Raw genomic sequence first — 24,492 nt, 5'->3', positions numbered from 1 at the left:
CTGCTCAATGCCTCAGGCGGCCATCGCCCGGCACTGCTCCGCGCAGGATCGGCACGCCGCAACGCAGGCCTCCATGCCGCCGACCTCCTCGCAGGAACGGGCGCAGGCCGCGCAGATCTCGGCGCAGGCCCCGCATTGGTGCCGATGAACCGGGCTGCCGATCAGCATCAACTGGGCGCTGGCCCGGCAGGCTTCGGCGCAGGCGAGCATCAGGCGGAAATGCTCCGGCTCGACATGGCGTCCACCCACCTCAAGGCAGTGGTTGGAGGCCATGCCGAGGCAGGTCCGATAACAGTGGAGGCAGGCATCGAGACAGGCCTGCATCGTGTCGGAATGGTGGGTCATGTCGAAGCCGCTCCGAAAGCGAGGCAAGGGATTGCTTATTCCGCCAACCGGACGGCGTACGGCCCCGTTCCTGTTTTTCCCGACGGTCCAACCCTCATCGGATCGTCGCCGCGCTTCCCGCCCTGAGCCTTCGTCCCGCGGATGGGAAACGGAGCGACCGCTCCTGTCCGATCAGGCGGCGCGGCAATCGCGGGTGGCCGCGGTGGTGGAGACCCGGTCGCGGTGCGGTCTTGGCAGGGGGCGGGAGATGAGCTTGCTCGACGGTCGCCCGGGATGTCGCAGCGGACCGCCGAACGAGGTCCGGGCGCTGCACACCTCGCGCCGCCTGGTCAGCCCGACGGTTTCGGCGTTCCTGGCGCATCTGGCGGCAGAGCGTCAGCCCTCGACCGAGCCTGCCGCCCCACCGCGCCCCTGACGCTCCGCGAGGGGATCGGCCGGATTCTCGACGGGCTCCGGCCGATATTCCGGCAGGGTCACCCGCATGCTCGTGCCGACGCCGAGCGCGCTCTCGATCGTCAGGCGGCCGCGATGGCGGTTGAGCGTGTGCTTGACGATGGCCAGGCCCAGCCCCGTTCCACCCTGCTGACGGCTCGAGGCCACATCGACCCGGTAGAAGCGCTCGGTGAGCCGCGGAAGATGCTCCGGGGCAATGCCGGGCCCGGCATCGGTGACGCGCAGCTCGATCCGGTCCGGACGTCCCTCCGTCCCGGGCAGCCGTTGAAGGGCGACGGTGACCACGCCGCCGCTCCCGCCGTATTTCATGGCGTTCTCGATCAGGTTCTCGATGACCCGCGACAGCTCATCGCGCTCGCCCAGCACCGGCATTGGCGCGTCCGGAGCCTCGATGTGCAGATCCACGCCGCGCTCGCGGGCGAGCGGCACCTGCATATCCACGAGCTGACGCGCGATCCGGGCCAGATCGACGGGCCGGGTCGGGGCCACGTGCTCGCGCAACTCGATCCGCGAGAGCGAGAGCAGATCGTCGATGAGGCGGGTCATCCGCTGCGCCTGGGTGCGCATGATCCCCAGGAACTGCTCGCGCGCGCGCACGTCGTCGCGGGCCGGGCCCTGAAGCGTCTCGATGAAGCCGAGCAGGGCCGAGAGCGGCGTGCGCAGCTCATGGCTGGCATTGGCCACGAAATCGACCCGCATCGCCTCGAGACGGCGCGCCTCCGTGAGGTCGCGGAAATACAGGACGATGTTCGGTTCGCCGCCGCCCGCCGTGTCGGGCATGCGCAGGGCACCGATCTGGACCGCGAAGGCGCGCTCGGTCGGCAGGCGGACGACGTAGTCGATGGTCAGGCTCGTGCCGGTGCGCAGAACCTCCTCGATGCCGTCCAAGAGGTCGGGCGCGCGCAGGAAGAACGAGAGCGGATGGCGCAGCTTGAGCCCCGGCAGCAGGCGGCGTGCGGCGGGATTGGCCTCCATCACGACGACCCGGCGATCGACTAGGATGACCGGATCCGGGATATTGGCGAGAAGCGCCTCGGCCACCGCGTGGCGCGCGGGGAGGCTCGGCTCGCGCGGCGGCAGAGTCACCGGGCGCCGGCCGCGCCCGAGCAGGCCGCCGATACCCAGGGCAAGACCGGCGGACAGGATCAGGGCGGTGTCGACATGCCCGGCCAGGGCCTCGGCGGAGAGGATGACGGCGACGGCCGCGGCGGCGCCGATCCAGGCCGGCTGCGACGAGCCCGAAGCCATGCCGATCAGATTTCGGCGCGCGCGACGGGGGACGTCACGGATCGTTCGCCGCCCGACGCCGCCGCAACCGGGACAGGCCCTCGTAGGCGCCGAGCATGAGGAGCGCCAGGACGAAGGGCACGAGATAGTAGCAGACCCGGAACAGCAGCAGCGAGCCCAGCACCTCGTCGCGGGGCAGGTAGGACAGGGCGATCAGGATGGTCGCCTCGAACACGCCGATGCCGCCGGGTGCGTTCGAGGCGATGCCGAGCATGGCGGCGAGCACGTAGATCGCCAGGAAGGTGGTGAAGCCGAGGGCCATGCCTTCGGGCATCAGCACGTAGAGCACCGCCGCCGCCGCGCAGACATCGCCGATGCCGACCAGCATCTGGCTGAAGGAGACGGTGGCGCCGGGCAGTTCCAGCTGCCACTGGCGCACCTTGATGTAGCGCCGCTTGACCGAGACCCAGGCGAGGTAGCCCAGCACCGAGCCCAGGGCGCCGAAACCCAGGATCTGGTTGAGGCGGACGCTCGAATTGACCCCGATGCTCTGGAAGGTGAGGCTCGCGAGCTGGCCCGCCTCGATGATGAGGCTGAGCCCCAGCACCACGCCCATGCCGAGCCAGAAGGTGAAGCCCGCGATGACCGTGAGCGCGGCGATCTTGGCCGCCGACAGCCCGCGCTTCGAGTAGATCCAGTAGCGGATCGTCGCCGCCGTGATCAGCGGGAAACCGAGGGTGAAGCTCACCGCGTAGCTCGTGAACGAGGCGAGCGCGGTGATGCGGTAGGGCACCTTGAGCCGAAGCTGCCGGAGCGCCAGCGCGTCGTAGCAGGTGAGGAACAGGTAGCTGACGGCGACCGCGCCGAAGGCCAAGGCGAGCTGGCGGTTGGTGACCTCCGTGAACGCCTTGTGCAGCTCGGCCCAGGTGATCTCCTCCGAGAGCTTCCACAGCACGAACAGCGAGGCGAGGATGAGGACGATGCTCGCCAGCGTGCCGATCCAGGCGTAGCGCCCACTCTTGCCGCGCGGCTCCCCGGCCTCACCGCCCGACGTGGCCTCGACCGGCTCGGCCTGAGCCGCCGGCTTATGCTTTCCGGCAAATGTCATCTGAGATCGGTGCACGCCTCCGCTGGTCGCCCGCCTCGAGTCGTCGGCGCGGGTCGCGACCCGAGCGGGTGCCCTGCATGCCCGCCCCGGCGCATTTAGGGTCAATGTCGGCCAAAGGCCAGCGACCGGACTCGAGGTGCACACCCGCCCTGCGCCTGGATTGCGGCCGAATTCGCGGCGGTCACCCGGTCTTGGCAAGATGGCTCGCCGCCGCGCGCAGGCCCGCCAGGATGCGCGCGCGCACGCTCGGTGCGGTGCAGACATAGGTCGGGCTCGGATGCGGCACGGGAATCACCGGCAGGTCCGGCCGAAGATCGGCCAAGGGGGCAGCGGCCTGCGCGGCGAAGCGCCCGGCCGGCACGACGACGGCGAGCCGGGGCAGCAGCGCCAGGAGCGGAGCGAGGTAGGGCGTCGCCGCGACCGCCTCCGCCCGGCGCGGCGCGCGGTTGAGGGCACCCGGCGCGTGGATCACCCAGGGGATCGCGTTCCAGATCAGCGTGTCGGCCCGCGCGAGGCCCGCCTCGCCGAGGAAGCGGAAGAGATTGGCGGCCGTGCCGGTGGCGTTGTCGCGGGAAACGAGGCCGGTGCGGCCGATCGAGGGTCCGGGCGTCTCGAGGAGAAGCAGCAGCCGGGCGCCCACACCGCCGTCGAGGGGATCGGGATCGGGCACGGGGGCGCCACGCTCGGCGGCGATGCGTCGGGCGAGCGCGCGCAGGGGAGCGATGTGGGGGCCGTCGAGTAGCGCGCGACGAGCGTCGAGGGCGGCCGGATCGGCGAGACTCTTGGGGGCGACGGGCGGATCGTACAAGGCTCGGCCCTCCTCCCGGTCATCCGCGCCTGATGCGCATCCGCCGAAGCGGGAGAGGGCACCGCCCGGCGGGATTGTGCGAAACGACAGGTCGCCGACGCACCGCGCGGCCCGTCCGGGCCGAATGCGTCAGTCCAAAATCCCGTCCGGAAGCCGCCCCTGCACCCGGAACCGCTCGGTGCCCTCCTCCGCGGCAAGGCGGCCGCTCAGGCCCTCGGGCCCGCCGAACTGGAAGCCGATCTGCGAGGCATAGGCCGCGCAGGACGCCGCCTTGCGCCGCTCGGCCTCCGCATCGAGGCGGACCGCCCGTTCGGGATAGGCTTCGAACAGGGCCCGCAGGGGCTCCTTCGGTCGGGCGTCGCGCACCGTGTAGGGGAAATCGCGCCACCACAGCACCGGGAGGGGCGGCTGCGCGCCGCGGAAGGCGCGCACGACCTGAACGTGGTCGACATGGCCGCCGACGGCCTGCGGAGCGAGGATCAGGTCAGGCCGCGTGTCGGCCACCAGCCGCTCGAAGGCGTCGGCGAGGTTGAGGCCGACGCTGTCGTCGGGACGCAGCTCCGCGAACAGCTCCGGCGCCGAGCCGTAGCCGCGATGGGGCGCCTCGCGGAACGGGAGATGGACCGGCGCCTCGATGCCGAGGGCCTCGGCCGCCCGAACGTCCTCGGCCCGGCGCAGCGCCATGTAGTCGATCTCGGGCGGCAGCCCCTTGTCGAGTTGGCAGGCCAACGCGAAGCCCTCAGGATTCGCCACCGAGGCGGTGAAGACGGTCACCATCACGACCTGCCAGCCCTGCGCCGCCAGGCGCGCCAGCGTTCCGCCCGCGGAAAAGGCGGCATCGTCGAGATGGGGCGAGATCGCGAGCGCTATCGGCATCAGAGCAGGTGCGGCTCGGCGCGGAAGCGGCAGGACGGATCCTCGGGCAGGGTGTCGGAGAAGTCGGTCTGCGGCCGCTGCCCGGCGACCGCCGCGTAGACCTCCATGATCTGGCGCCCGACCGCACGCCACGAATAGACCCGGCGGCACTCCTCCAGCCCGTCCCGGGCGAGGCGCTGACGCAGGTCGTCGTCCTCCACCACCCGGCCGAGCGCCTTGGCGAGGGCCGGCACGTCGCCGGGATTCACGAGGAGGCCGTTCTCCCCGTCGCGCAGGCAATCCGAGACGCCCACCGAATGGGTCGAGACCACGGCGAGCCCCGAGGCCATCGCCTCCAGGATCGTGTTGGAGAAGCCCTCGGCATAGGTCGGCGAGACGAACACATCCGCCTGCCGGTAGAGGTCCGGCACGGTGTCGTAATCGGCGTAGCCGGTGAAGCGCACCTGATGCGACGTGAAGCCGATGGCCTCGGCCCGCTCGCGGGCGGCGTCCACATCGGGGCCGATGCCGGAAATCGTCGCGTCGAAGGGCTGGCCGGCCTCCCACAGCCGCTCCAGGGCGTCGAGGAAGTCGAGCACGCCTTTCCGACGGTCGACGCGGCCGTGATAGAGGAGCCGCACCGGCTCCTCGTCCTCGCGCTCCGCCTGGAAGCGCTCGCCCGGCGTGAACCGGGCGGTGTCGACGGCGCCGGGCACGATGGTGAAGCGGGCGGGGTCCGAGCCCAACCGGTCGCAGACCTCCTCGACGAAGGACGGCCCGCCGATCAGGAGGGCGTTGGCATGGGCCAGCACCTCGACCATGGCGACGCGGTGGGTCTCGCAGCAGGAGCCGACCCAGTGGCCGTCGCCGCCCTGGATCGACACCACCGTCGGCAGGCCGAGCCGCTTGCCGGCGACGAGCACCGCCCAGCCCGTGGGGTAGCCGTATTGCGCGTGCAGCACGTCGAACGGCGTCTTGGCGTGCTCGGCCTCGATGGTGGCGATGATCTCGTCGATGTCGCGCTCGAAATCGCCGCTGGTTTGCTCGCCGCGCTGCTCCAAGCCGATGACGTGGACGCCCGGCACTGCCGGGGGCGGGCCGCCGCCATAGACCCGCGTGCCGAATTCGTCGCCGCGATATTGCGAGATCATCGTGACATCGTGGCCGGCCCCCGCGACCTCGCGCAGGAGGTTCTGCGCGTAGACGCTCATGCCGGAGATCGCCGGAAAGTAACGGCGGCTGACGAAGCAGATTCTCATCAATGGGGCAGTCCGGGAACGGGGATCTCGCGGGGCGTCTCGTCCGGCCGGGGCAGGCCGGGGCCGGGACGGCGACAGGTGCGCAGATATTCGAGGGCTTGGCCCACCATCACATCGGCCCGGTGCGAGTCGCGCGACAGCTCCACGCAGACAAGCTTTTCGAACCCGATCGCGTCGAGGGCGTCGAGCACGACGGGCACGTCCATGTCGCCTTCGCCGAAGGGCAGGTGGATGTGGTCGCCCCGCTTCATGTCCTCGATCGCCACCGTGCCGAGGCGCGGGGCGAATTCGTGCACGGCCGCGGCCGGGTCGCGCTCCTGCGTGACCAAGCAATGCCCTGTATCGAGGGCGAGACGCAGCCCGGGCACGTCGATTCGCGAAAAATCGTCGAGGGTCTCGATCAGCATGCCGGGCTCGGGCTCCAGCGCGGCGATGATGCCCTTCTCGGCGGCGAACGCGGCGACCTCCCGCAGGCCCTCGACCAGCCAGCCCCGGGCCTCGTCGTGGTCCACGCCGGGCTTCGGCACGCCAGCCCAGAACGAGACGGCCTCGGAATTCAGGATCTTGCCGATCTCGATCGCCCGCTTGAGAAAGCCGACCCGCCGGGCCCGGCCCGCCGCATCCGCCGTCACCAGCGTCGGCTCGTGCTTGGCGGTGGGGTCGAGCAGGAAGCGGGCGCCGGTCTCGATCACCGAGCCGAGCTCGAGCCGGCTCAGGATGCTGGCGATGCGGTCGGCCTCGACCACCCAATTGTCCGCGAACGGATCGAGATGGTGGATGTCGAGCGTCAGGGCGACGCCGTCGTAGCCGGCATCCTTGATGAGGCGGATCGCGTCCTCGATGCGGTGATTGGCGGTGCCGTTGGTGTTGTAGGCGAAGCGGAGGGTCATGCCGACCTCCGTTCGGCCCGCCGGCCCTGGCGCTCGTAGCGGAACGGCGCGTGGTGCGATTCCGGCTCGCGGTAGAGCGGATAATGCGAGCCGACGATCTGTTCCGCGAGCGCCACGTCGAAGAGCGGCTGGCCGCCGAAGCGCTCGATGGCCTCCGGGGTCAGGCGCACGGGCAGCAGGGTGTCGGTGGGTGTGCCGAAGCGGATCAGCGGATGGTCGCGCTCGATCAGCTTCTTCGTGTTGCGCTCGCCGATCCGGTAATAACTCATGGTCTCGACCTCGAGCCCCGGCACGATCGCCTTGACCACGCCGATGCCGCCGCCCGGCGGGGAGCAATCGACGTAGAGCACATCGAAGCCCGCCGCTTCCAGCCGTTCGCGGGCGATCTTTCCGCGGGCATGACCGTCCGGTGCGGACGTGGTCGGCAAGTCCGAGAAGGCCTTGGTGCTGGCTTGCGAATAGACCGTCTCGCTCAGGACCCCGCGCAATTCGGCGGGCGAGAAGTCGATCCAGGCGAGCATGGCCTGGAGCGCACGGCTCTCCTCCAGGTCGAGGCTCGGCAGGGCCTTCTGGATGAAGGACTCGACGTAGCCGGGGGGCGCCACCGTATCGGCGAGCGCCAGCGGCCCGTGCCCGAAGGTTTTTCGCACCCGCGCCGCCTGGAACTCCAAGAGCGCCTTGCGCAGAGCGCGCTCGCGATCGGGGTCGCAGGCCTCGCCGCAGGCCGACAGCGCGATGGGGGCCGGCGTGCGGGCCGGATCCTCGTCGTAGCCGACGACGTAGAGATTGGTCATGCCGAATTGGTCGGTGGCGAACTTCGGCAGCGCCCGGATGCCGAGGCTCTCCAGGCGATCGAGCATGGCGCGGGTCTCGGGGCCGATGCCGTCGAGGTCCAGCATCACGCCCTGATCCAGCGCCCGGAACAGCAGGCCGTTGCCGTCGCGCTGGAGCATCTCCAGCAGGCCGTGACCCAGGGCGAAGTCCACGTCCGGCCCGGCGCCGAGGCCGTTGGTGATGAGATTGGTGAAGGGCTGGTAGCCCTGGCGCAGCTCGAAGTAATCCGTCGCCGCCACGTCGAGGGGGGCCCAGACGGACTCACCGGTCCGCGCCCGTATCGCCTTCGTCCAGTCCAGCGGCGTATCGCGGTCGACCGGCGACCCGGCGGGCAGGCCGAGCGTCAGCGGATCGGCCACCGCCCCGGCGCCGTAGACGCGCACGAGATCGTGGTAGGAGCGCTGATCCTCGTTGTCGCCGCCCCGCGCGCGCAGGCGCGGCAGCAGCGCCACGGAGGGCATCAGATTCTCGGCGATCTCGGCGACCGCCCCGATCAGCGCCTCGTCGTCGGTGGCGCCGTAGCCGATGCCGGAGGGCATGGCGCCGACATAGAACGGATCTTCGAGGAAGAGCGCCACGAACCAAACCGGAATGCCGGTGCGGTCGAGGCCGGCGAGGTTGAACCCGACGACCCGGCCCTCGGGCAGCACGTCAAGGTAGGCGCGCACCGGCTCGGGCAGCCGTTCGGGCAGGCCCTCGATGACGCGCGGGGCGCCGCGTCGATAGGCGCGCGGCGCGGCGAGCGTCGCGTGGCGGACGCGGTCGTCCCGGTCGAGGGTCTCGGTCATGTCCGTTCCGATCCTAGAGCCGCCCCTTCCCATCCACGGCCCTCATCCTGAGCTGCTGCGCAGCAGCCACGAAGGAGGCCTCCGGTAATCCTGCGATCATGGGAGGCCTCCTTCGAGGCTGAGCCGACGCTCAGCACCTCAGGATGAGGGGGAGTGTAGGGGATGGGGCGAATGTCCTTCCTAATCACGTCAGGCCGCATCGCGGCCCGCCGGCGTGCCGGCCGCCGCGTAGGCACGGGCGATCAGCCGCATGGTGTGAAGGTCGCGCTCGGCGTCCCAGGCGGCGCGGGCTTCCGGCTCGCGCAGGGCGCGGCCGAAGGCGCGCACCTGTTCGAGGAAGGGCGAGGCCTGGGTGTCGAAGCGGATCGGCACGCTCCGGCCGCTCGCGCCGTCGGTGAACGTCACCGAGCCGCCCGCGGTCTGGCCCATCGTGTCGATGGCGGTGAGCAGGCCCTTCGTGCCGACCACCTCCAGGCGGCGGCGCGGCAGGGCGTCCGGGCAATTGTAGGCGACGTTGAGCTGGGCCAGCGCCCCGCCCTCGGTGCGACCGATCAGCAAGGCACCGTCATCGACGGCGTAATCCTGGGCGCGGGCCTGGGTCATGGCGGCGATCTCGACGAGCGGCTCGCCGAGGAGGAAGTCGACGAGGTCGAGGCCGTGCGGCGCCAGATCCATCAGGGCGCCGCCGCCGGCCTGGGCCGGGTCGATGCGCCAGTTGGGCTGGCCCTGGAACGAGGTCCAGGCCCGGTCGAGCCAGCAGGCATAGACGATGCGGATCGCCGTCACCGTGCCGATCCGCCCCTCGCGGATCGCCGCGCGCATCGCGGCATGGCCGGGATGGTGACGCTGGTCGAAGGCGGTGCCGTAGAAGGCGCCCGTCCGGCGCACCGCCGCCGCCATCGCCTCGGCATCGGCGAGCGTCGCCGCCATCGGCTTCTCGCAGAGCACCGCCTTGCCGGCGGCGCAGAGCGCCTCCACGGCGCCGCGGTGGAGATGGTTCGGGGTGGCGATGTAGACCGCCTCCACCTCCGGCTCGGCGATCAGGCCGGCCAGATCGGCATGGGCCCGTGCGCCCTCGGCTTCCGCCGCCTCTCGGGAGGCGGCGCCGGGATCGGCCACCGCGACGAGGCGATGCCCGGCGGCACGGATACCGGGCGCCATGTAATCGCGGGCGACCCAGCCATAGCCGACGATGCCCCAGCCGACGGATTGCGTCATCTCGGCCATCACCACCGCTCCGGCAGATCGACATATTCACGCCGCCGCACCCGATCGACCTCGGGCGCGTCGGGTGTGCCCTTCCAGACGATCGCCTGCGGGCCGTCGGAACGGAGCGGGTAGGTGGCCTGATCGGCGTATTCCGCCTCGTAGCGCTCGGACGGCCAGCGGATCGCGTAGCCTTCGGCTTCGGGTGCGTAGAGCGGGTTGAGGTGGAGCTGCGCGTCCGGAGGCGGCAGGGTGATGCCGTCGATCACGGCGCGCGGCGCCGGACGCATGCCGGGGCCCGCCACGACGGAGAACGCCTCGCAGGTCTTGAGATGGCCGGGCTCCTGCGGCTGCGGCGCGCGGGCCTCGACCAAGGCGCGGGTCAGCTCGGCATCGTCGTAGACCAGGGCGTCGGGGAAGAGTTCCTCGATCTCGGCGGACGAGATCGCCTTGCCGGCGGAGAAGCCGGGACGGCCGCTGTTGTGGATATGGCTCACGGCGAGCCAACCGTCCTCGCCCGCGGTCTTGCGCAGGCAGGCCAGCACGCCGGGCTTGTCGTCGAGGAAGTAGAAGGCATCGTTGCAGATCACGAGATCGACCGGCGCGTCGGCGATCGGCCAATGCGGTGAGGCGGCGTCGAAACAGACGAACTGCGCCTCCTCGCCGACGACCCAGTGCCGGGCGACCCAGAGCTTGGCGAATACCACGTCGCCTCCGGCCACCTTCACGTCACGGCGCTTCAGCTCGCGCAGGTAATGGCCGATGCCGCAGGCCAGTTCGAAGGCGCAGACCGGGGCGTTCCAATGCGCCTCCAGCAGGCTCAAGCCCGCCAGGAAGGTCGGGTCGGTCCAGCGGTTGACGAAGTAATCGCCGACCCGGCCCCACCCCAGGAGATCGACCGCCCCGCGCAGGGTCGTCGTCTCGCGCTCGGCGATGAGCCGGCGCAGATCGTCCGGATCGGCCGGCGGACCGGTCCACCAATCGTCCTGATCCGCGAGCAGCAGGATCAGCGCCTCGTCCTCGCGGCCCGCATCAAGGGCTTCGAGCGCCACCGCGATCAGCTTTTCACGGCCGGTGCGCAGATACGGGATGCCGTCGATCACCGGCCAGCGCGCCCCGGTCTCGACGTCGCGCAGGGCATGCGCGCCGTCGGCCTTCAGCGGATGACCGGTCACGGGAGAGAGCAGATCGAAGGGGATCATGGCCGGAGCAGCCGAGGGATGCGCTGTGTCACGGAATCCGCATATCGGTCAGCACGCGATCCTGGAAAGCCTTCACCGGCCCGGCATGGACCAGTTCCATCTCGCCCAGCACCGTGTCCATGGTGAGCGAGGCCGCCCGCAGATGCTGGGCGATCTGCAGGACGCGGTCGATGGAATCGGCGGCGTGGAAGGCGCGTCCCTCCGCCGTCGCGTCGTCGGGCAGGACGAGGCGGGCCGCCGCCACGGTTTCCCGCAGCTCCGATTCCAGTTCGTCGAGCGCCCATTGGGAGCAGCGTCCGACGATCGGCCAGAGGTGATCGCCCAGCAGCATCTCGCCGGTGAAGCCGGCATCCGGCATCGCGGCGTTGTGGAAGTGATGCGCCATCGCGGCGAGGAACACGGTGGTCGGATCGGCCCGGTAGAACGGGCTGAGCAGGACACCGTAAACCGCCACGACGAGGCAATGCTCGGCGTGGTTCTCCGGCGGCTCCAGCAGGATGCGCGGCTTGCCCGGACAGGTCACGCCCGCCCGCGGCTGCTGCGCGAGCGCACCGACGAACGCGGGCACGGGCCCGGCCGGCAGATCGGCCGGGCGGCGCAGGGCATCCCGCAGGCGCTCCCGCAGCGCCGGATCGAGCGGCTCGGACACCGCATCGAGCCCCGCCACGAGGATGTCGGACGCTTGAGTCTCGTTAAGGCCCGCTGCGGCGAGAAACGCCGCGTCGAGATCGCAGAGCCGCGCGGCCGCAAGCGCCTTGGCGGTGATGTCGAGGGCGACGGTTTCGGGGCGCGCGCCGCCGGTCAAGGCCGACCAGCCCTGGGCGAACAAGCGCTCGGCGATCGAGCCGTCACGGCCCGCCGAGCGGACGCGCTTCAGGTCGCCCAGCTCGACGAGGAGGTCCCGCAGCGCCAGGGGCGCCGCGGGCTCGATCTGAGAAGAATCCGCCACGGGCGGGACTTCCTCAGTGCACGCCCAGCCAATCGAACAGCATCCGCTGCTGCTTGCCGAAATCGTGCTCAGGTCCATGACCGTTCTTGACCATCGGCGCCTTGAAGAAGGTCGAGAGCTGCTCCTGCACACCGCCGTCGCCGCGGGTCTTGGCGAGGTCCAACACGCGGGCGATCTCGATGACGAGCGGAGCGGCCAGGATCGAGTCCTTGCAGAGGAAGTTGACCTTGATCTGCATCCGCTGACCCATGAAGCCGGTGACGTCGATGTTGTCCCAGGCTTCCTTGTCGTCACCGCGCGGGCGGTAATAGTGAATGTGCACCAGATGGTCCTCGACCGGGTAGCCGAGGATCGAATCGAGCACGGTGCCCTTGGTGTTGAGCTTGGACTGGAGCGAGTCCTTGTCGTTCAGCGCCAAGCCGTCGCGGTTGCCGAGGATGTTGGTCGAGAACCAACCGTCGACATGGAGCGCGCGGGCCTTGAGCGCCGGCGCCAACACCGTCTTCATCATGGTCTGGCCGGTCTTGCCGTCCTTGCCGGCGACCGGCACGTTCAGCTCGCGGGCGAGCTCCAAGAGGGCCGGCACGTCGGCGGCGACGGAGGGGGTGAAGTTGGCGTAGGGCACGCCACTCTTGATCGCCGCATAGGCGTAGAGCATCGCCGGCGAGATCGACTCGTCGCTCGAATCCAGCCCCTTCTCGAACGCTTCCGAGGAGTTGAGCACCGCCTGCGACAGGTCGGGCCAGCGCTCGGTCGAGGCGAGATTCACCACGACGACGTCGTCGAGGTTGCTCTCCTTGCGGAAGCGGTTGAGGTCGTTGGCGATGACCGAGACGGCCTCGCGGTGGTCCTTGGCGACGATGCGGTTGCCGCCATCGATGTTCTTGCAGAACTTCGCCGAGCCGACCGCCGGCCAGGGGGTGATGCCCTTGAGCGCCTGGGCGCCGTTCTCGATATCCTCGCGGGTCAGCACGCCGTGACCGGTGGCGGCGGAGGCGAGGTCGTCGCCATTCAGGTCCCAGCCGCCGAACACCAGATCCTTGTAATCGGCCATGCCCGGCACGGGCACACCTGCGAGCGGCAGGCCGTCCAGACGGTTCGAGCCGGACTTGATCGTCTCGATTCCGGCGATGGCGGTCGTCGCGACCGCACCGCCCATGCCAACGAACGCCACTCCGACGCGTCGACCGGTCTGAATGCCCATGTACCCGACTTTCTGCTGTGTGGCGCTGACGCCTTAGGATGAACCCTAACTGGCCGCCGCGCGGCCCATGACAACTAGGGTCCCGGTAGAGCGTTCCGGCGGTCTGAGCGCCTTGTTTGACGCAGGGGGACGTCGCAGGGGGCCCCGCGATATCGTTAAAATAACGTAAACACAGTAGCTTAACGGCCCATTAACGCGACCACGTTTGTATCACGAGGTGGTCCCATTGTGGTCACACCCGGCGGCGAAACACCGACCGGTCAAAAGAAGCCCGGCCGAAAAGAACGCCGAGGCACCAACAAGGAAGACCGATGGGGGTTTACCCGGAGCCGGCGCACCGCGCCGACGACGTGAGCCGACTCGTGCCTTGCGGGTCGGTCGCTGATACTGACGCCGTCGCGCGTCGCAACGCGTCTCGGGCCGGCTCTGCCGCCCGCCTCTCGCTCGCGGTGTTCGCGGGCCTCCTCTTGCTGTCCGTCCCGCGCGCGGCCGATGCGTCCTTCGAGAGCGAGTCCGCCAGGATGCCGGCTCCGTCGATTCCGGCCCTGGTGCGGGCCGACCTCCGCCCGGTCGGCGCCGAGCCCGAATGGGGCGGAGCGGCCCTCCTCGACCAGGACGACGCCGTGACCACGCCGATCCAGCGCATCCAGGGTGCGATGACCGGATCCCGCGAGGGCGAGGACACGGTGCTGCGCTTCGGCGACATGAGCGTTTCGCGCGATCTGGCGGCGACCATCGTTCGGGCCTCGGAGGCGACCGGCGTGGATCCGGTTTACATGATGGCGCTCGCCGACAAGGAATCGAGCTTCGACACCGACGTGAAGTCCTCCGCCTCCTCGGCTCAGGGGCTGTTCCAGTTCGTCACCGGCACTTGGCTGGAGATGATCCGCACTTACGGCGCGCGGTACGGACTTGAGACGGAGGCCGCCGCCGTGAAGGGTCGCGGCGGGGCCATCACCATCGCCGATGCCGGGCTGCGCAAGCGCGTGCTCGACCTGCGCAACGACCCCTACGTCGCCGGGCTGATGGCGGGCGAACTGATCAAGCGCGACCGCGCCCGCATCGAGGCCCGGATCGGACGCGCCCTCAAGACCACCGAGCTCTACCTCGCCCACTTCCTCGGCACGGCGAGCGCCGGCAAATTCCTCTCGCTCAGCGCCGAGGATCCGGACAAGGTTGCCCAGAAGGTGTTCGGCCGCGCCGCGCGGGCCAACCGCTCGATCTTCACGGCCAAGGCCGGCGGCAAGCGCCGCAGCCTCACGGTGGCCGAGGTCCACGAGCGGCTCGACGGCATGATCGATCAGCGGATGAACCAGTATCAGGCCATCGCCGCCTTGGCCGGCCAGCCGCAGGAAGAGGTGTCCGACACCCCGATCCTCGACGCCCGCCTGCGCCTCGACGGGGTGGTCGCCCCCGCCCTCGCGACCCACACGGTGCAGTGATCCCTCGGGTTTCCGGGGGTCGCGCCACGTCCTGCCGAAGCCCGGTGCCCTCCCGGCGTTTCCCGTTGCCGAGAGTGCCGCAGCGCTCAATGTCCGACGGGCGCCTGCCCGCCGGGCTTGGTGCTCTTGAGGAGAAGCGCCAACGGCACCGCGGTCATCGCCATGATCGAGAGCACCTTGAACACGTCGATATAGGCCCAGAGCGCCACCTGGGTCTGGAGCTGCTGGGCGATCCAGGCCAGGGCCTGCCGTTCGGCATCCGGCCCGGCGAAGCCGCGCTGCGAGAAGTAGGCGGTCGCTTGGCCGAGGGTCTCCCGATAGGCGGGCTCGACCGAGGAGACGTGCTCGCCGAGGCGGCTCTGGTGGAATTGCTGGCGATAGGCCAGCGTGTTCTGGGCGATGCAGACCCCGATCGAACCGCCGACATTGCGGGCGACGTTGATCAGCGCCGAGGCCTGATCGGTCCGGCCCTTGTCGATGCCCTGATAGGAGGCGGAGGTGATCGACAGGAAGATCATCGGCAGGCCGATGCCGATATAGATCCGCGACCACATGAAGAATGAGAAGCTCGACTGGCCGTTGAGCCGGGTGAGGTCGAGCATACCGACGGCGATGACGCAGGCGCCCGTGGCGATCAGCCATTTCGGCTGGATGAAACCGGACAGCCGCCCGGCCACGAACATCATCACGACGGTCACCGCCCCGCCGGGACCGAGCACGAGGCCGGACAGGGTCGCGGTGTAGCCGTAGAGCTCCTGGGTGAGCTGGGGCAGGAACTGCGTAGTCGAAATCAGGATCGCGCCGGTGGCGAGCATCACGAGGAAGCAGGCGCCGAACTGACGCCGTCCGATCAGGCGCAGATCCACCACCGGATTGTCCCGGGTGAGCAGCCAGGGGATCATCGCCGCGAAGGCGAGGCCGGCGATGAGCGCGAAGGTCACGATCAGGTTCGAGCCGAACCAATCCTTCCGCTGGCCCTCGTCGAGCACGACCTCCAGCGCCCCGAGAAAGGTCGCGACCAGCAGGAAGCCGACGAGATCGAAGCGCACGCCCTGTTCCCGAAGGCGCCGACGTTCCGCCACCGCCTTCGGCGGATCCTCGATCACCCAGTACATCAGACCGAGCGCGCCGAGGCCGATCGGGCCGTTGATGAGGAAGCACCAGTGCCAGGACGCGTTGTCGGAGAGCCAACCGCCGATGGTCGGCCCGATGGCGGGTGCCACGACGATGGCGACGCCGTAGAGGGCGAAGGCTTGGCCTCGCTTCTCCGGCGGGAACGAGTCGGCGAGGATCGACTGGGCCAGCGGCGCCATGCCGCCGCCGCCGAGGCCCTGGAGCACGCGGAAGAAGAGGAGCGATTCGAGGCTCCAGGCGAAACCGCACAGGATCGAGGAGAGCGTGAACACCCCCACGCTCCAGAGGAAGAACGCCTTGCGGCCGTAGCGCTTGGCGAGGAAGCTCGATGCGGTGAGCGTGACGGCGTTGGCTACGAGGTAACTCGTAACGACCCAGGCCGCTTCGTCCGGCCCGACGGCGAGGCCGCCGGAAATGTAGCGGAGCGCCACGTTGGCGATGGTGGTGTCGAGCACCTCCATGAAGGTCGCGAGCGCCACGACGACCGCGATGATCCACGGATTATGTCCGCCCGCCGCTGTCGCGGTTCCGTCGGCGGCGGTCGCCGCGCTCACCGGACTTTCACCGTCGGCACGATCGACATGCCGGGTCCGATGGCCACGTCCTGCGGCCAGTCCTCGACGGTGATCTTGACGGGGATGCGCTGGGTCACCTTCACGTAGTTGCCGGTGGCGTTCTCCGCCGGCAGCAGGCTGAAGGCGGTGCCGGAGCCGGGCTGCACCGAAGCGACGTGGCCGCTGATCGCGCGGCCCGGATAGGCGTCGATCTCGATCTCCACCGGCTGACCGGGGCGCATGTCGGTGACCTGCGTCTCCTTGAAATTGGCGACGACCCAGATGTCGTCGGGCACGAACATCGACAAACTCTGCCCGGCTTGCGCGTATTGCCCCCTGGCGCCGGTCAGCCGGACGACGCGGCCCGCCTGCGCCGCGGTGAGCGTGGTGTAGCCGAGGTTCAACGTTGCCTGGGCGCGCTGGGCCTCCGCCTGGGCGAGGCTTGCCTGCGCGCTCGCCTTCTGCGCGTCGAGCGCGCCGATCTGCTTCTGCGCCGCGACGACGCTGGCTTTGGCGCGGCTGAGATTGGCCTGCTGCTGCTGGAGGTTCGAGGTCGATTGCTGCGATTGCTGGACCGTGCCGGCGCCGCGCTGGGCGAGCGTACGGTACCGATCGGCGTCCTCGTTGGCGAATTGGAGCGCGGCCTCGGCCTGATCCACCTGCGCCTTCGCCACGTCGATCTGGGCCCGCTGCGCCTCCACCTGCGCGTCGATGTTGCGGATCGAGGCCTCCGCCGCCGCGACTTGGGCGTTCGCCTGATCGAGGGCGATGCGATAATCGCGCGGGTCGATCCGGAACAGGACGTCGCCGGGCACCACGTGCTGGTTGTCGGTGACCGGCACATCGACGACGTAGCCGGAGACCTTGGGGGCCACCGCGAATTGCCGCGCATCGACGAAGGCGTCGTCGGTCGATTCGTAAGGGTGGATCGCCGAAAGCCAGTAGAGATAGCCCGCCATCCCCAGCACGATCAGGACGATCCCGCCGAGGACGAACCAGAGCGGATGCCGCCGCAGGATGTTGGGTCGCTTCTCTTCGGGTTCGGTGTCGTCACCTTGGGAGGCGGACGCGTCCTGGGACGCCGCTTCGCCGCTCTCCTTGAGCGCGCGCGACTCGTCCGAGCCGGGCGCGCGCAGGGTCTCGTCGGTCCGGGCATGGCCGGACGGGGGCTGCCGTTCGTCGAGCATCGTTCATGGAGCCTGCGCGAGGGGCCGACTCGCCCAGGCTCGCGCGAAAGAAAAAAGCCACCCGCCTCACGGGATTAAAATCGAATCCGCCTTCCGGTTCCGCTTCTGCGATGTCGCGGTGCGGAACGAGGCCGCGCAGGGCAGCGTTCAGCGAAGGCCAATCCCAGGGAACGACCCCGGGAACCATGGAGACGGCGCCATGACCTCCGGCCCCTCCCCGCTGCCCCCCACCTCGACCTCCGGCGTGCCTCTCGTCGGCACCGCACGCCTCGACGCGATGAGCGCGATGCTCGCCCGCAACTGGTGGCTGGTGGCCCTGCGCGGGGTGCTGGCGATCCTGTTCGGCGTGGTCGCCTTCGTGGCGCCCGGCGCCTTCGTACTGTCGCTGGTGCTGTTCTTCTCCGCCTACATGGTCGTGGACGGGGCCTTCGCCATCGCCGCCGCGATCCGGGCGGCGCAGCGCCACGAGCGCTACGGCTTCCTGCTGCTCGAAGGTCTCGTCGACATCGCCGTCGGCGTGGCCGCCTTCCTCGTGCCGGCGGCCGCGGTCTGGGCTTTCGTCTACCTCGTCGCCTTCTGGGCGCTGCTGAGCGGCAGCCTGATGGTCGCGGCGGCGTTTCGCCTGCATCGGCATTACGGGCGCTGGTGGTTCCTCCTCGGCGGAATCGTCTCGGTGCTGTTCGGAATTCTGCTCCTGATCAATCCCGGGATCTCGGCCCTGGTGCTGACATGGTGGCTCGGCGCCTACGCGTTCGCCTTCGGCGTGGCGTTGCTCATTCTCGCGGTCTCCCTGCGGGGCCGTCACACCGGATCGGTCGCGCCCGCACGGCCTTGACCGGCGGATGACGGCAGCCCTGCGTGTCCTTCCGGCCACCGGGTTCGTTGCTGCGCGGCGGCCGGGGCTTCCCCCGTAGCCCGAGCCCTCGTCCCTCCGCTAAGGTCGCCCTCGGGGTCCTCAATCGGGGGGAGTTGCGGGCGTGAACGGGTCTCGATGACGGCACAGGGACCGGACAGCCCGGACGGCGCGGGACGCGATCGAAACGACGCGCAGGACGCTGCCCGCGAGGCGGCGCGGACCGCGGGTCTGCTGGCACGCCAGCTCGGTCGTCTCGCGGGCAGTGCCGGCCGCAGCCTCTGGCGGCAGAGCCGGGACGCGGCGCGAAAGGCCGGTACGGCCGCCGGATCCGCGGCGGACGCCGCCGCGCCGATCTTCCGCCGCGACGGCAGCCCGGCCCGGACACGAACCGCAGAGGAGATGCCGGCGCGAAGGCAGGCGCCGGCCTCGAATTCCGGATCGCCCGCGATCCGCTCCGGGCTTATCGGTCGGCTGCGTCGCCGCCCCCTGATCGCCGTGGCCCTGGTCGCCCTCCTGCTGCCCATCGCGGTGCTGGCAGCCTATGTCCTGGCCGCCTTCGCGACGCTGCCGCCCCTGGGCGGCGTCGTCCCCGAGGCCGGGCAGAGGGCCCTGGTGGTCGAAGCCGATGATGGCCGCACCTTCGCCACCCGCGGTGTCTTTCAGGGCGAGAAGCTGACCGAGAAGACCCTGCCGCCCCGGCTCGCCGAGGCGATCGTGGCGATCGAGGACCGGCGCTTCTACAGCCATTGGGGCATCGACCTGCGCGGATTGATGCGCGCGCTGTGGCGCAACGCCGCCGGCGGCGGCGTGCGCGAGGGCGGCTCGACCATCACCCAGCAATATGCCCGCCTCACCTCGCTCAATCAGGAGAAGACGCTCCGTCGCAAGATCCAGGAGGCGTTCCTGGCGCTGCGCCTGGAGAGCACGATGTCGAAGCCGGAGATCCTGGTCGGCTACCTCAACACCGCCTATTTCGGCGCGGGCGCCTACGGGGCGGATGCCGCGGCCCGGCGCTATTTCGGGCACGGCGCGCAGGGGCTGACCCTGCCGGAGGCCGCGATGCTGGCAGGTCTCGTGCGCGCGCCCTCGCAGCTCGCACCGACCCGCAATTTCGGCGGCGCCAAGGAGCGGGCCGACCTCGTGCTCCAGGCGATGGTCGAGACCGGCGCGATCAGCCAGGCCGAGGCCGACAAGGCGCGCAAGGAGAAGCTCACCCTCCACACGCCCTCCGAGACGCCGCCCGGCGCCAATTACTATCTCGACGCGCTTCAGGCCGACGTGCGGCGCCTGACGCAGGAGCCCGGCGACATCACCGTGCGCTCGACCCTCAATCTCGACCTCCAGAGTCTGGCCGAGGGCGTGCTCGCCCGTCGCCTCGATGCGGAAGGAGCCAAGAAGAAGGTCGGCCAGGGCGCGCTGGTGGCGCTCGCCCCCGACGGGGCGGTACTCGCCATGGTGGGGGGGCGCGACTACGAGGACAGTCAGTTCAACCGCGCGACCCAGGCCAAGCGGCAGGCGGGTTCGCTCTTCAAGCTGTTCGTCTACCTCGCCGCCTATCAGAAGGGCTACTTCCCCGACAGCGTGCTGGTCGACCGCCCGACCCAGATCGGCGAGTGGGAACCGCAGAATTCCAACAACCGCTTCCGGGGGGCGCTGCCGCTGCGCTCGGCCTTCGCGCTCTCGGTCAACACCATCGCGGCCCAGCTCGGCGACGAGGTCGGCATGCCGGCGGTCATCGCCGAGGCCCGCCGGCTCGGCGTCCAGACCGAGCTGCCCAACGTTCCGAGCCTCGCCCTCGGCTCGGCGGACGTGACCCTCATCGACATGACCCGCGCCTATGCCGGGGTGTTGGGACCGGGCGTGCCGGTCGAGCCCTATCTCGTGCGCGCGATCAAGGGCGGCGTCCCGCAACCGCTCTACCAGCGCAGCCCGCCGAAGCCGGGCGCGGCGATGGACGCTCAGGTGCAGACCATGATCCTCGACTCGCTCCAGGCGGTGGTGGATTCGGGCACGGGCAAGGCCGCGCGGGTCTCCGGCGTCGCGGTGGGCGGCAAGACCGGCACCAGCCAGGATTTCCGCGATGCGTGGTTCGTCGGGCTGACGCCGGACATGATCGTCGGCGTCTGGGTCGGCAACGACGACAATGCGCCGATGAACAAGGTGACCGGCGGCGACATCCCGGCCCGCGTCTTCCACGATTTCGTCGAGCGGGCCCAGAAGGTGCTCAAGGGTCGCAAGCGCCCGGCTCCCTCGGCGGCGCGGGCCGAGACCGTGCCGGCGACCGCGGTCGCCCCGGCACCTGCTCCCCCCCTGCCGCCTGCCCCGATCCCGAATGCCGGCGGCGAGGTGCGCGGCGTGCCCGAAGTGGTCAATACGGGCACCCTCTCGATTCGCGGCCGCACGGTGCGCCTCCTCGGCGTCGTCGGCGAAGGCGGGGCGCTGGCCCGCCAACTCGCCCGATACCTGAGGCGACGCGAGGTGGTCTGTTCGGGAGAGGCCGAGATGCGCTGCCGCCTCGACGGCGACGACCTCGCCGCCCTGATCGTCACCGCCGGCGGGGCACGGGCGACCGAGGACGCGCCTCCCGACCTCATCGAGGCCGAGGATCAGGCCCGCGCCGAGCGGGCGGGCTTGTGGCAGCGGGAGCGCTGAGGGCGCCCGCGCCGAGACCGTGGAAACCGCCGTCGCGGCCTCGGCACCGTGAGCCGGCCTAAGCCGAAATTAACTTACATCAATCAGCGTCGGCCCGGACTGAGCAAAACCCGAGGCCGAGAAAGTGACGATTGTCGCCGATACCCGCATCCTCCTGAAGGTCGTCCTGCCGTTCGGCTTCCTCGTCGCGACATCGATCGGATCCGTGATTGTCGCCGGTCGGACCCTGAATGCCGTCGTCGAGCAGACCCGCCACCTCACCGATGTCCAGGCCGTGCGCCAGGAGAACATCCTGCGGACTCAGATCACCCTCGCCGAGGCGACGATTCAGAACCGCAACATCATCATCGAGACCGATTTCGAGAAGAAGGGCGAGCACAAACTCCGCCAGGAGAAGGCGATCCAGGCAACCTATGCCGCGATCGACCGGCTGATCGAGCTCTCCGATACTTCGGAGCGCCGCACGTACAATCAAGAGATGCGCCAGTCGGCTCAGACCTTCTTTGAAATCCTCACGCGCTCGACCGAGCTCGGCCTGCGTTACGACAGTCTCAGCGCGACGAAAGTGGCGCAGGAAGAGGGCGCGCCGGTCCGCGCCCGACTGCGGCAACTGATCGACGATCATATCGCCCGGATCGATCGCGAGATGCAGGCCGAGAAGCAGGCCGTCATCGACGAGACGTCGAGCGCCCGGACGATTCAGATCGTCGGCTCGACTGTGGCGCTGCTCCTGGCGCTCGCCCTCGCGGCGGCCATCGTCGTGTTCGGCATCACCCGCCCCCTCGCACGGCTCGTCGCCGTCCTGCGCCGGATGGCCGAGGGGGAGATCGAGGCGAATATCCCGGAAGCGCGACGCGGCGATGAGATCGGTCAGGTCGGCCGCGCCGTCGAGCGGATCAAGGACATGGTCGCCCGCAAGGCCGCCGAGGAGGCCGAGCGGCGCCAGATCGCCGATACGGCGGCGGCGGAGGCGCGGCAGCGCACGATGATCGAGTTGGCGGACCGGTTCGAGCAGGCCGTCGGCGGCATCGTCGGCATCGTGTCGGATTCCGCCACAGAGCTTCAGGCCACCGCCTCGACCATGAATGCGACGGCGACCGAGACCGCGAGCCAGGCCGGCACCGTCGCCGCGGCCGCCGAGGAGGCGGCTGCCAACGTCAACACCGTCGCCGCGGCCGCCGAGGAGGCGGCTGCCAACGTCAACACCGTCGCGGCGGCGGCGGAGGAACTCGGCGCATCGGTGGAGGAGATCGGCCGGCAGGCGTCGAGTTCCGCCGCACTGGCACAGGCGGCGGTCACCGCGTCTGGCGACACCTCGGCCATGGTGCACGAACTCGACGGGGCGGTGGCGCGCATCGGCGACGTGGTCGGCCTGATCTCGTCCATCGCCGGACAGACCAACCTGCTGGCGCTGAACGCCACCATCGAGGCGGCGCGAGCCGGGGAGTCCGGGCGCGGCTTCGCGGTCGTCGCGGCGGAGGTGAAGGAACTCGCCGGCCAGACCGCGCGGGCGACGGAGGAGATCGCCCAGCAGATCGGTCGCATCCAGAGCGCGACCGGTCAGGCGGTCTCGGCGATCGGCGGCATCACCACCCGCATCCGCGACATCGACAATGTGGCCGCCGGCATCGCGGCGGCGGTCGAGCAGCAGGGCGCGGCGACGCGGGAGATCGTCCGCAACGTGGCCCAGGCCTCCGCGGGCGCCTCCGCGGTGACCGGCAACATCGCGGGCGTCGCGGGAGCGGCGGAGGAGACCGGTGCGGCGGCGATGCAGGTGCTGGGCGCAGCGGGCGAACTCTCGCGCCAGTCCGAGCAGCTGCGCGGCGAGGTCGCCCGCTTCCTCGCCACGGTGCGGGCGGCCTGACCGCCGCGCCGTCCTCCCCCGAGGGACATTGCTTGTGACCGTCCGACCGCTCCCGAAAGCCGGGGCCGCCTTTCGCGTTGATCGTCTAACGGAACGGCGGCTCGTCGAAGCTCCGGAGCTTGCGCGAATGCAGCCCGGCCCGATCGGCGCGCAGCGTGTCGAGGGTGGCGAGGCCGATCTGGAGATGCTCGGTCACGGCCCGCTCGTAGAAGGCGCTGGCCGAGCCCGGCAGCTTGATCTCACCGTGGAGCGGCTTGTCCGAGACACAGAGCAGCGTGCCGTAGGGCACCCGCAGGCGGAACCCCTGCGCCGCGATGGTGCCGCTCTCCATGTCGACGGCGATGGCCCGCGACAGGTTGATCGGCCGTCGCTCCTGGCTGAAGCGAAGCTCCCAGTTGCGATCGTCGTAGGTGACGACGGTGCCGGTGCGCAGCCGCCGCTTGAGAGCCTCAGCCCGTTCCCCGGTCACCGCCGCGGCGGCCGATTGCAGGGCGATCTGCACCTCGGCGAGGGCCGGCACCGGGATGTCCGGGGGCACGAGGTCGTCGAGGATGCGGTCGCGGCGAAGATAGCCGTGGGCCAGTACGTAATCGCCGATGGTCTGCGATTGGCGCAGGCCGCCGCAATGGCCGACCATCAGCCAGCAATGCGGGCGCAGCACCGCGAGGTGGTCGGTGATGGTCTTCGCGTTGGAGGGACCGACGCCGATATTGACGAGGGTGGTGCCCTGCGGTGCCCCGTCCGGCCCGCGGGCGACGAGGTGGTAGGCCGGCATCTGAAACCGGTGCCAGGGCGAGGCGGCGATCAGCGCATCCGGGTCGGCGCCGGCCGCATCCCCGCGCGAGACCGTCACGCCGCCCGGCAGGACGAGGCGTTCCCCCTCCCCCGCGGCCAGACGGTCCAGCGCGTGGCGGACGAAGTTATGGACGTAGCGGTGGTAATTGGTGAGCAGGATCCAGGGCTGGATCTCGCTCCAATCCGATCCGGTATAGTGGACGAGCCGGCGCAGCGAGTAATCGGTGCGGATCCCATCGAACAGGGCGAGCGGACGCGGCTCCCCCGGATGCTCGACCCACAGCCCGTCGGCGACCTCGTCGCCTACGACGGAGAGGAGCGGCACCGGGAACAGGGCGGCGAGATCGCTGGCACTGACGCCGCTGCCGCCGAGATCGGTGCCGGGCTCGACCACGTAGGGGTAGGGAATCTCCTGGGCGGACAGGCCGACCTCGATCGCCGCGCCGTAATCGCGCACCAGCGGGCGCAGCTGCTCCAGCAGGTAGGCGCGGAAATAGCCGGGCTGGGTCACCGTGGTGGCGTAGAGGCCCGGTGCCTGGAACTTGGCGGTGGCGCGCTCCAAACGGGGCAATGGTCCCGTCGGCCGGTAGGACAGGCGCAGTTCCGGATAGCGGAACCGCAGCCGCTCCTCCGGGGCGGGCGGCTGGCGCGTCTCGAGGTAGCGCGCGAGCGCGGCCCGGAGCGCCTGGGTCGCCCCCGTATGCAGGGCTTCCAGCCGCTCGACGGCGGCCTCCGGATCGGCGATCGCCTCCATCGGCCGCAACTCGTCGCTGAGCATGCCCCCTCCCCTTCGGCTGTGGCGACCTCTACATCGGCCCGGGCCCGGCGGCGGACAAGCCGCTCGGAGAGGGACGGCGAGCGGGCGACGGCGCATGAGGGA

At 70.2% G+C, this 24,492-nt stretch carries 19 protein-coding genes; 4 read left to right on the top strand and 15 right to left on the bottom strand.

The features are described 5' to 3' along the window. Positions 1–12: 12 nt before the first annotated feature. The 12 genes from OWC43_RS09085 to OWC43_RS09030 all read right to left on the bottom strand — a co-directional run bounded on the left by OWC43_RS09085 (position 13) and on the right by OWC43_RS09030 (position 13,128). A complete protein-coding gene (locus OWC43_RS09085; protein ID WP_137829441.1) occupies positions 13–345 on the bottom strand; it encodes a four-helix bundle copper-binding protein in 333 nt (110 codons plus the stop codon). A gap of 375 nt (positions 346–720) precedes the next feature. Continuing rightward, a complete protein-coding gene (locus OWC43_RS09080) occupies positions 721–2,046 on the bottom strand; it encodes an ATP-binding protein (RefSeq protein ID WP_393956425.1) in 1,326 nt (441 codons plus the stop codon). 34 nt (positions 2,047–2,080) lie between these two features. Continuing rightward, the gene (locus OWC43_RS09075) at positions 2,081–3,133 is read right to left on the bottom strand and encodes a lysylphosphatidylglycerol synthase domain-containing protein (RefSeq protein WP_393956424.1); all 1,053 of its coding nucleotides are present in this window, start codon (positions 3,131–3,133) and stop codon (positions 2,081–2,083) included. Between the two features lie 181 nt (positions 3,134–3,314). After that, complete coding sequence (locus OWC43_RS09070) at positions 3,315–3,941, bottom strand: uracil-DNA glycosylase family protein (RefSeq protein WP_393956423.1); 627 nt, start codon at positions 3,939–3,941, stop codon at positions 3,315–3,317. A 129-nt stretch (positions 3,942–4,070) separates the two neighbouring features. Beyond that, complete coding sequence (locus OWC43_RS09065; RefSeq protein WP_393958525.1) at positions 4,071–4,820, bottom strand: PIG-L deacetylase family protein; 750 nt, start codon at positions 4,818–4,820, stop codon at positions 4,071–4,073. After that, complete coding sequence (locus OWC43_RS09060; RefSeq protein ID WP_393956422.1) at positions 4,817–6,055, bottom strand: glycosyltransferase family 4 protein; 1,239 nt, start codon at positions 6,053–6,055, stop codon at positions 4,817–4,819. The genes OWC43_RS09065 and OWC43_RS09060 overlap by 4 nt, the downstream gene beginning before the upstream one ends. Next, a complete protein-coding gene (locus tag OWC43_RS09055) occupies positions 6,055–6,945 on the bottom strand; it encodes a sugar phosphate isomerase/epimerase family protein (protein WP_393956421.1) in 891 nt (296 codons plus the stop codon). Before OWC43_RS09055 ends, OWC43_RS09060 begins: the two co-directional genes overlap by 1 nt. After that, a complete protein-coding gene (locus OWC43_RS09050; protein ID WP_393956420.1) occupies positions 6,942–8,567 on the bottom strand; it encodes a YcaO-like family protein in 1,626 nt (541 codons plus the stop codon). Before OWC43_RS09050 ends, OWC43_RS09055 begins: the two co-directional genes overlap by 4 nt. Positions 8,568–8,756: 189 nt before the next feature. Continuing rightward, positions 8,757–9,785 carry a Gfo/Idh/MocA family protein gene (locus OWC43_RS09045; protein WP_393958524.1) on the bottom strand — a complete coding sequence of 343 codons (1,029 nt, stop codon included), beginning with the start codon at positions 9,783–9,785 and terminating at the stop codon, positions 8,757–8,759. Positions 9,786–9,793: 8 nt separating this feature from the next. Beyond that, on the bottom strand, positions 9,794–10,975 hold the full coding sequence (locus tag OWC43_RS09040; protein WP_393956419.1) for a class I SAM-dependent methyltransferase: 1,182 nt from the start codon (positions 10,973–10,975) through the stop codon (positions 9,794–9,796). 28 nt (positions 10,976–11,003) lie between these two features. Further along, positions 11,004–11,882 carry a hypothetical protein gene (locus OWC43_RS09035; RefSeq protein WP_393958523.1) on the bottom strand — a complete coding sequence of 293 codons (879 nt, stop codon included), beginning with the start codon at positions 11,880–11,882 and terminating at the stop codon, positions 11,004–11,006. A gap of 55 nt (positions 11,883–11,937) precedes the next feature. Beyond that, positions 11,938–13,128: an inositol-3-phosphate synthase gene (locus tag OWC43_RS09030; protein WP_137829449.1), complete on the bottom strand. Its 1,191-nt coding sequence runs from the start codon at positions 13,126–13,128 to the stop codon at positions 11,938–11,940. Between the two features lie 311 nt (positions 13,129–13,439). On the opposite strand from OWC43_RS09030, the gene OWC43_RS09025 reads away from it, so the two are divergent. Beyond that, entirely contained in the window at positions 13,440–14,570 is a 1,131-nt protein-coding gene (locus OWC43_RS09025) for a transglycosylase SLT domain-containing protein (RefSeq protein ID WP_393956418.1), read from the top strand. Between the two features lie 86 nt (positions 14,571–14,656). On the opposite strand, the gene OWC43_RS09020 is transcribed toward OWC43_RS09025, so the two are convergent. Next, complete coding sequence (locus tag OWC43_RS09020) at positions 14,657–16,258, bottom strand: DHA2 family efflux MFS transporter permease subunit (protein ID WP_393956417.1); 1,602 nt, start codon at positions 16,256–16,258, stop codon at positions 14,657–14,659. After that, a complete protein-coding gene (locus OWC43_RS09015; protein ID WP_393956416.1) occupies positions 16,255–17,445 on the bottom strand; it encodes an HlyD family secretion protein in 1,191 nt (396 codons plus the stop codon). The genes OWC43_RS09020 and OWC43_RS09015 overlap by 4 nt, the downstream gene beginning before the upstream one ends. A gap of 199 nt (positions 17,446–17,644) precedes the next feature. Here OWC43_RS09015 and OWC43_RS09010 point away from each other — a divergent pair, with 199 nt between their 5' ends. From OWC43_RS09010 to OWC43_RS09000, 3 genes are all read left to right on the top strand, one after another. Further along, positions 17,645–18,280 (top strand): HdeD family acid-resistance protein, encoded by a 636-nt coding sequence (locus OWC43_RS09010; protein ID WP_393956415.1) that lies wholly within the window; start codon positions 17,645–17,647, stop codon positions 18,278–18,280. A 156-nt stretch (positions 18,281–18,436) separates the two neighbouring features. Then, on the top strand, positions 18,437–20,953 hold the full coding sequence (locus OWC43_RS09005) for a PBP1A family penicillin-binding protein (RefSeq protein WP_393956414.1): 2,517 nt from the start codon (positions 18,437–18,439) through the stop codon (positions 20,951–20,953). A gap of 124 nt (positions 20,954–21,077) precedes the next feature. Further along, positions 21,078–22,817 carry a methyl-accepting chemotaxis protein gene (locus tag OWC43_RS09000; RefSeq protein ID WP_393956413.1) on the top strand — a complete coding sequence of 580 codons (1,740 nt, stop codon included), beginning with the start codon at positions 21,078–21,080 and terminating at the stop codon, positions 22,815–22,817. Between the two features lie 85 nt (positions 22,818–22,902). Here the strand turns inward: OWC43_RS09000 and OWC43_RS08995 are convergent, their stop codons facing one another. Then, positions 22,903–24,390 carry an AMP nucleosidase gene (locus tag OWC43_RS08995; RefSeq protein ID WP_137829454.1) on the bottom strand — a complete coding sequence of 496 codons (1,488 nt, stop codon included), beginning with the start codon at positions 24,388–24,390 and terminating at the stop codon, positions 22,903–22,905. Positions 24,391–24,492 lie beyond the last annotated feature (102 nt).

The sequence above is a fragment of the Methylorubrum sp. POS3 genome, assembly GCF_043352485.1.
Taxonomy (GTDB): domain Bacteria; phylum Pseudomonadota; class Alphaproteobacteria; order Rhizobiales; family Beijerinckiaceae; genus Methylobacterium; species Methylobacterium suomiense.
The sequence above is the reverse complement of the archived record's forward strand: the minus strand, read 5'-3'. Positions and strand labels throughout refer to the sequence as shown.

Coding starts and splice junctions, on each gene's coding strand:
- OWC43_RS08995 (WP_137829454.1), bottom strand. CDS start 24,390: ATGCTCAGCGACGAGTTGCGGCCGATGGAGGCGATCGCCGATCCGGAG.
- OWC43_RS09010 (WP_393956415.1), top strand. CDS start 17,645: ATGACCTCCGGCCCCTCCCCGCTGCCCCCCACCTCGACCTCCGGCGTG.
- OWC43_RS09040 (WP_393956419.1), bottom strand. CDS start 10,975: ATGATCCCCTTCGATCTGCTCTCTCCCGTGACCGGTCATCCGCTGAAG.
- OWC43_RS09030 (WP_137829449.1), bottom strand. CDS start 13,128: ATGGGCATTCAGACCGGTCGACGCGTCGGAGTGGCGTTCGTTGGCATG.
- OWC43_RS09045 (WP_393958524.1), bottom strand. CDS start 9,785: ATGACGCAATCCGTCGGCTGGGGCATCGTCGGCTATGGCTGGGTCGCC.
- OWC43_RS09080 (WP_393956425.1), bottom strand. CDS start 2,046: ATGGCTTCGGGCTCGTCGCAGCCGGCCTGGATCGGCGCCGCCGCGGCC.
- OWC43_RS09055 (WP_393956421.1), bottom strand. CDS start 6,945: ATGACCCTCCGCTTCGCCTACAACACCAACGGCACCGCCAATCACCGC.
- OWC43_RS09050 (WP_393956420.1), bottom strand. CDS start 8,567: ATGACCGAGACCCTCGACCGGGACGACCGCGTCCGCCACGCGACGCTC.
- OWC43_RS09075 (WP_393956424.1), bottom strand. CDS start 3,133: ATGACATTTGCCGGAAAGCATAAGCCGGCGGCTCAGGCCGAGCCGGTC.
- OWC43_RS09005 (WP_393956414.1), top strand. CDS start 18,437: ATGACGGCACAGGGACCGGACAGCCCGGACGGCGCGGGACGCGATCGA.
- OWC43_RS09085 (WP_137829441.1), bottom strand. CDS start 345: ATGACCCACCATTCCGACACGATGCAGGCCTGTCTCGATGCCTGCCTC.
- OWC43_RS09060 (WP_393956422.1), bottom strand. CDS start 6,055: ATGAGAATCTGCTTCGTCAGCCGCCGTTACTTTCCGGCGATCTCCGGC.
- OWC43_RS09015 (WP_393956416.1), bottom strand. CDS start 17,445: ATGCTCGACGAACGGCAGCCCCCGTCCGGCCATGCCCGGACCGACGAG.
- OWC43_RS09025 (WP_393956418.1), top strand. CDS start 13,440: ATGGGGGTTTACCCGGAGCCGGCGCACCGCGCCGACGACGTGAGCCGA.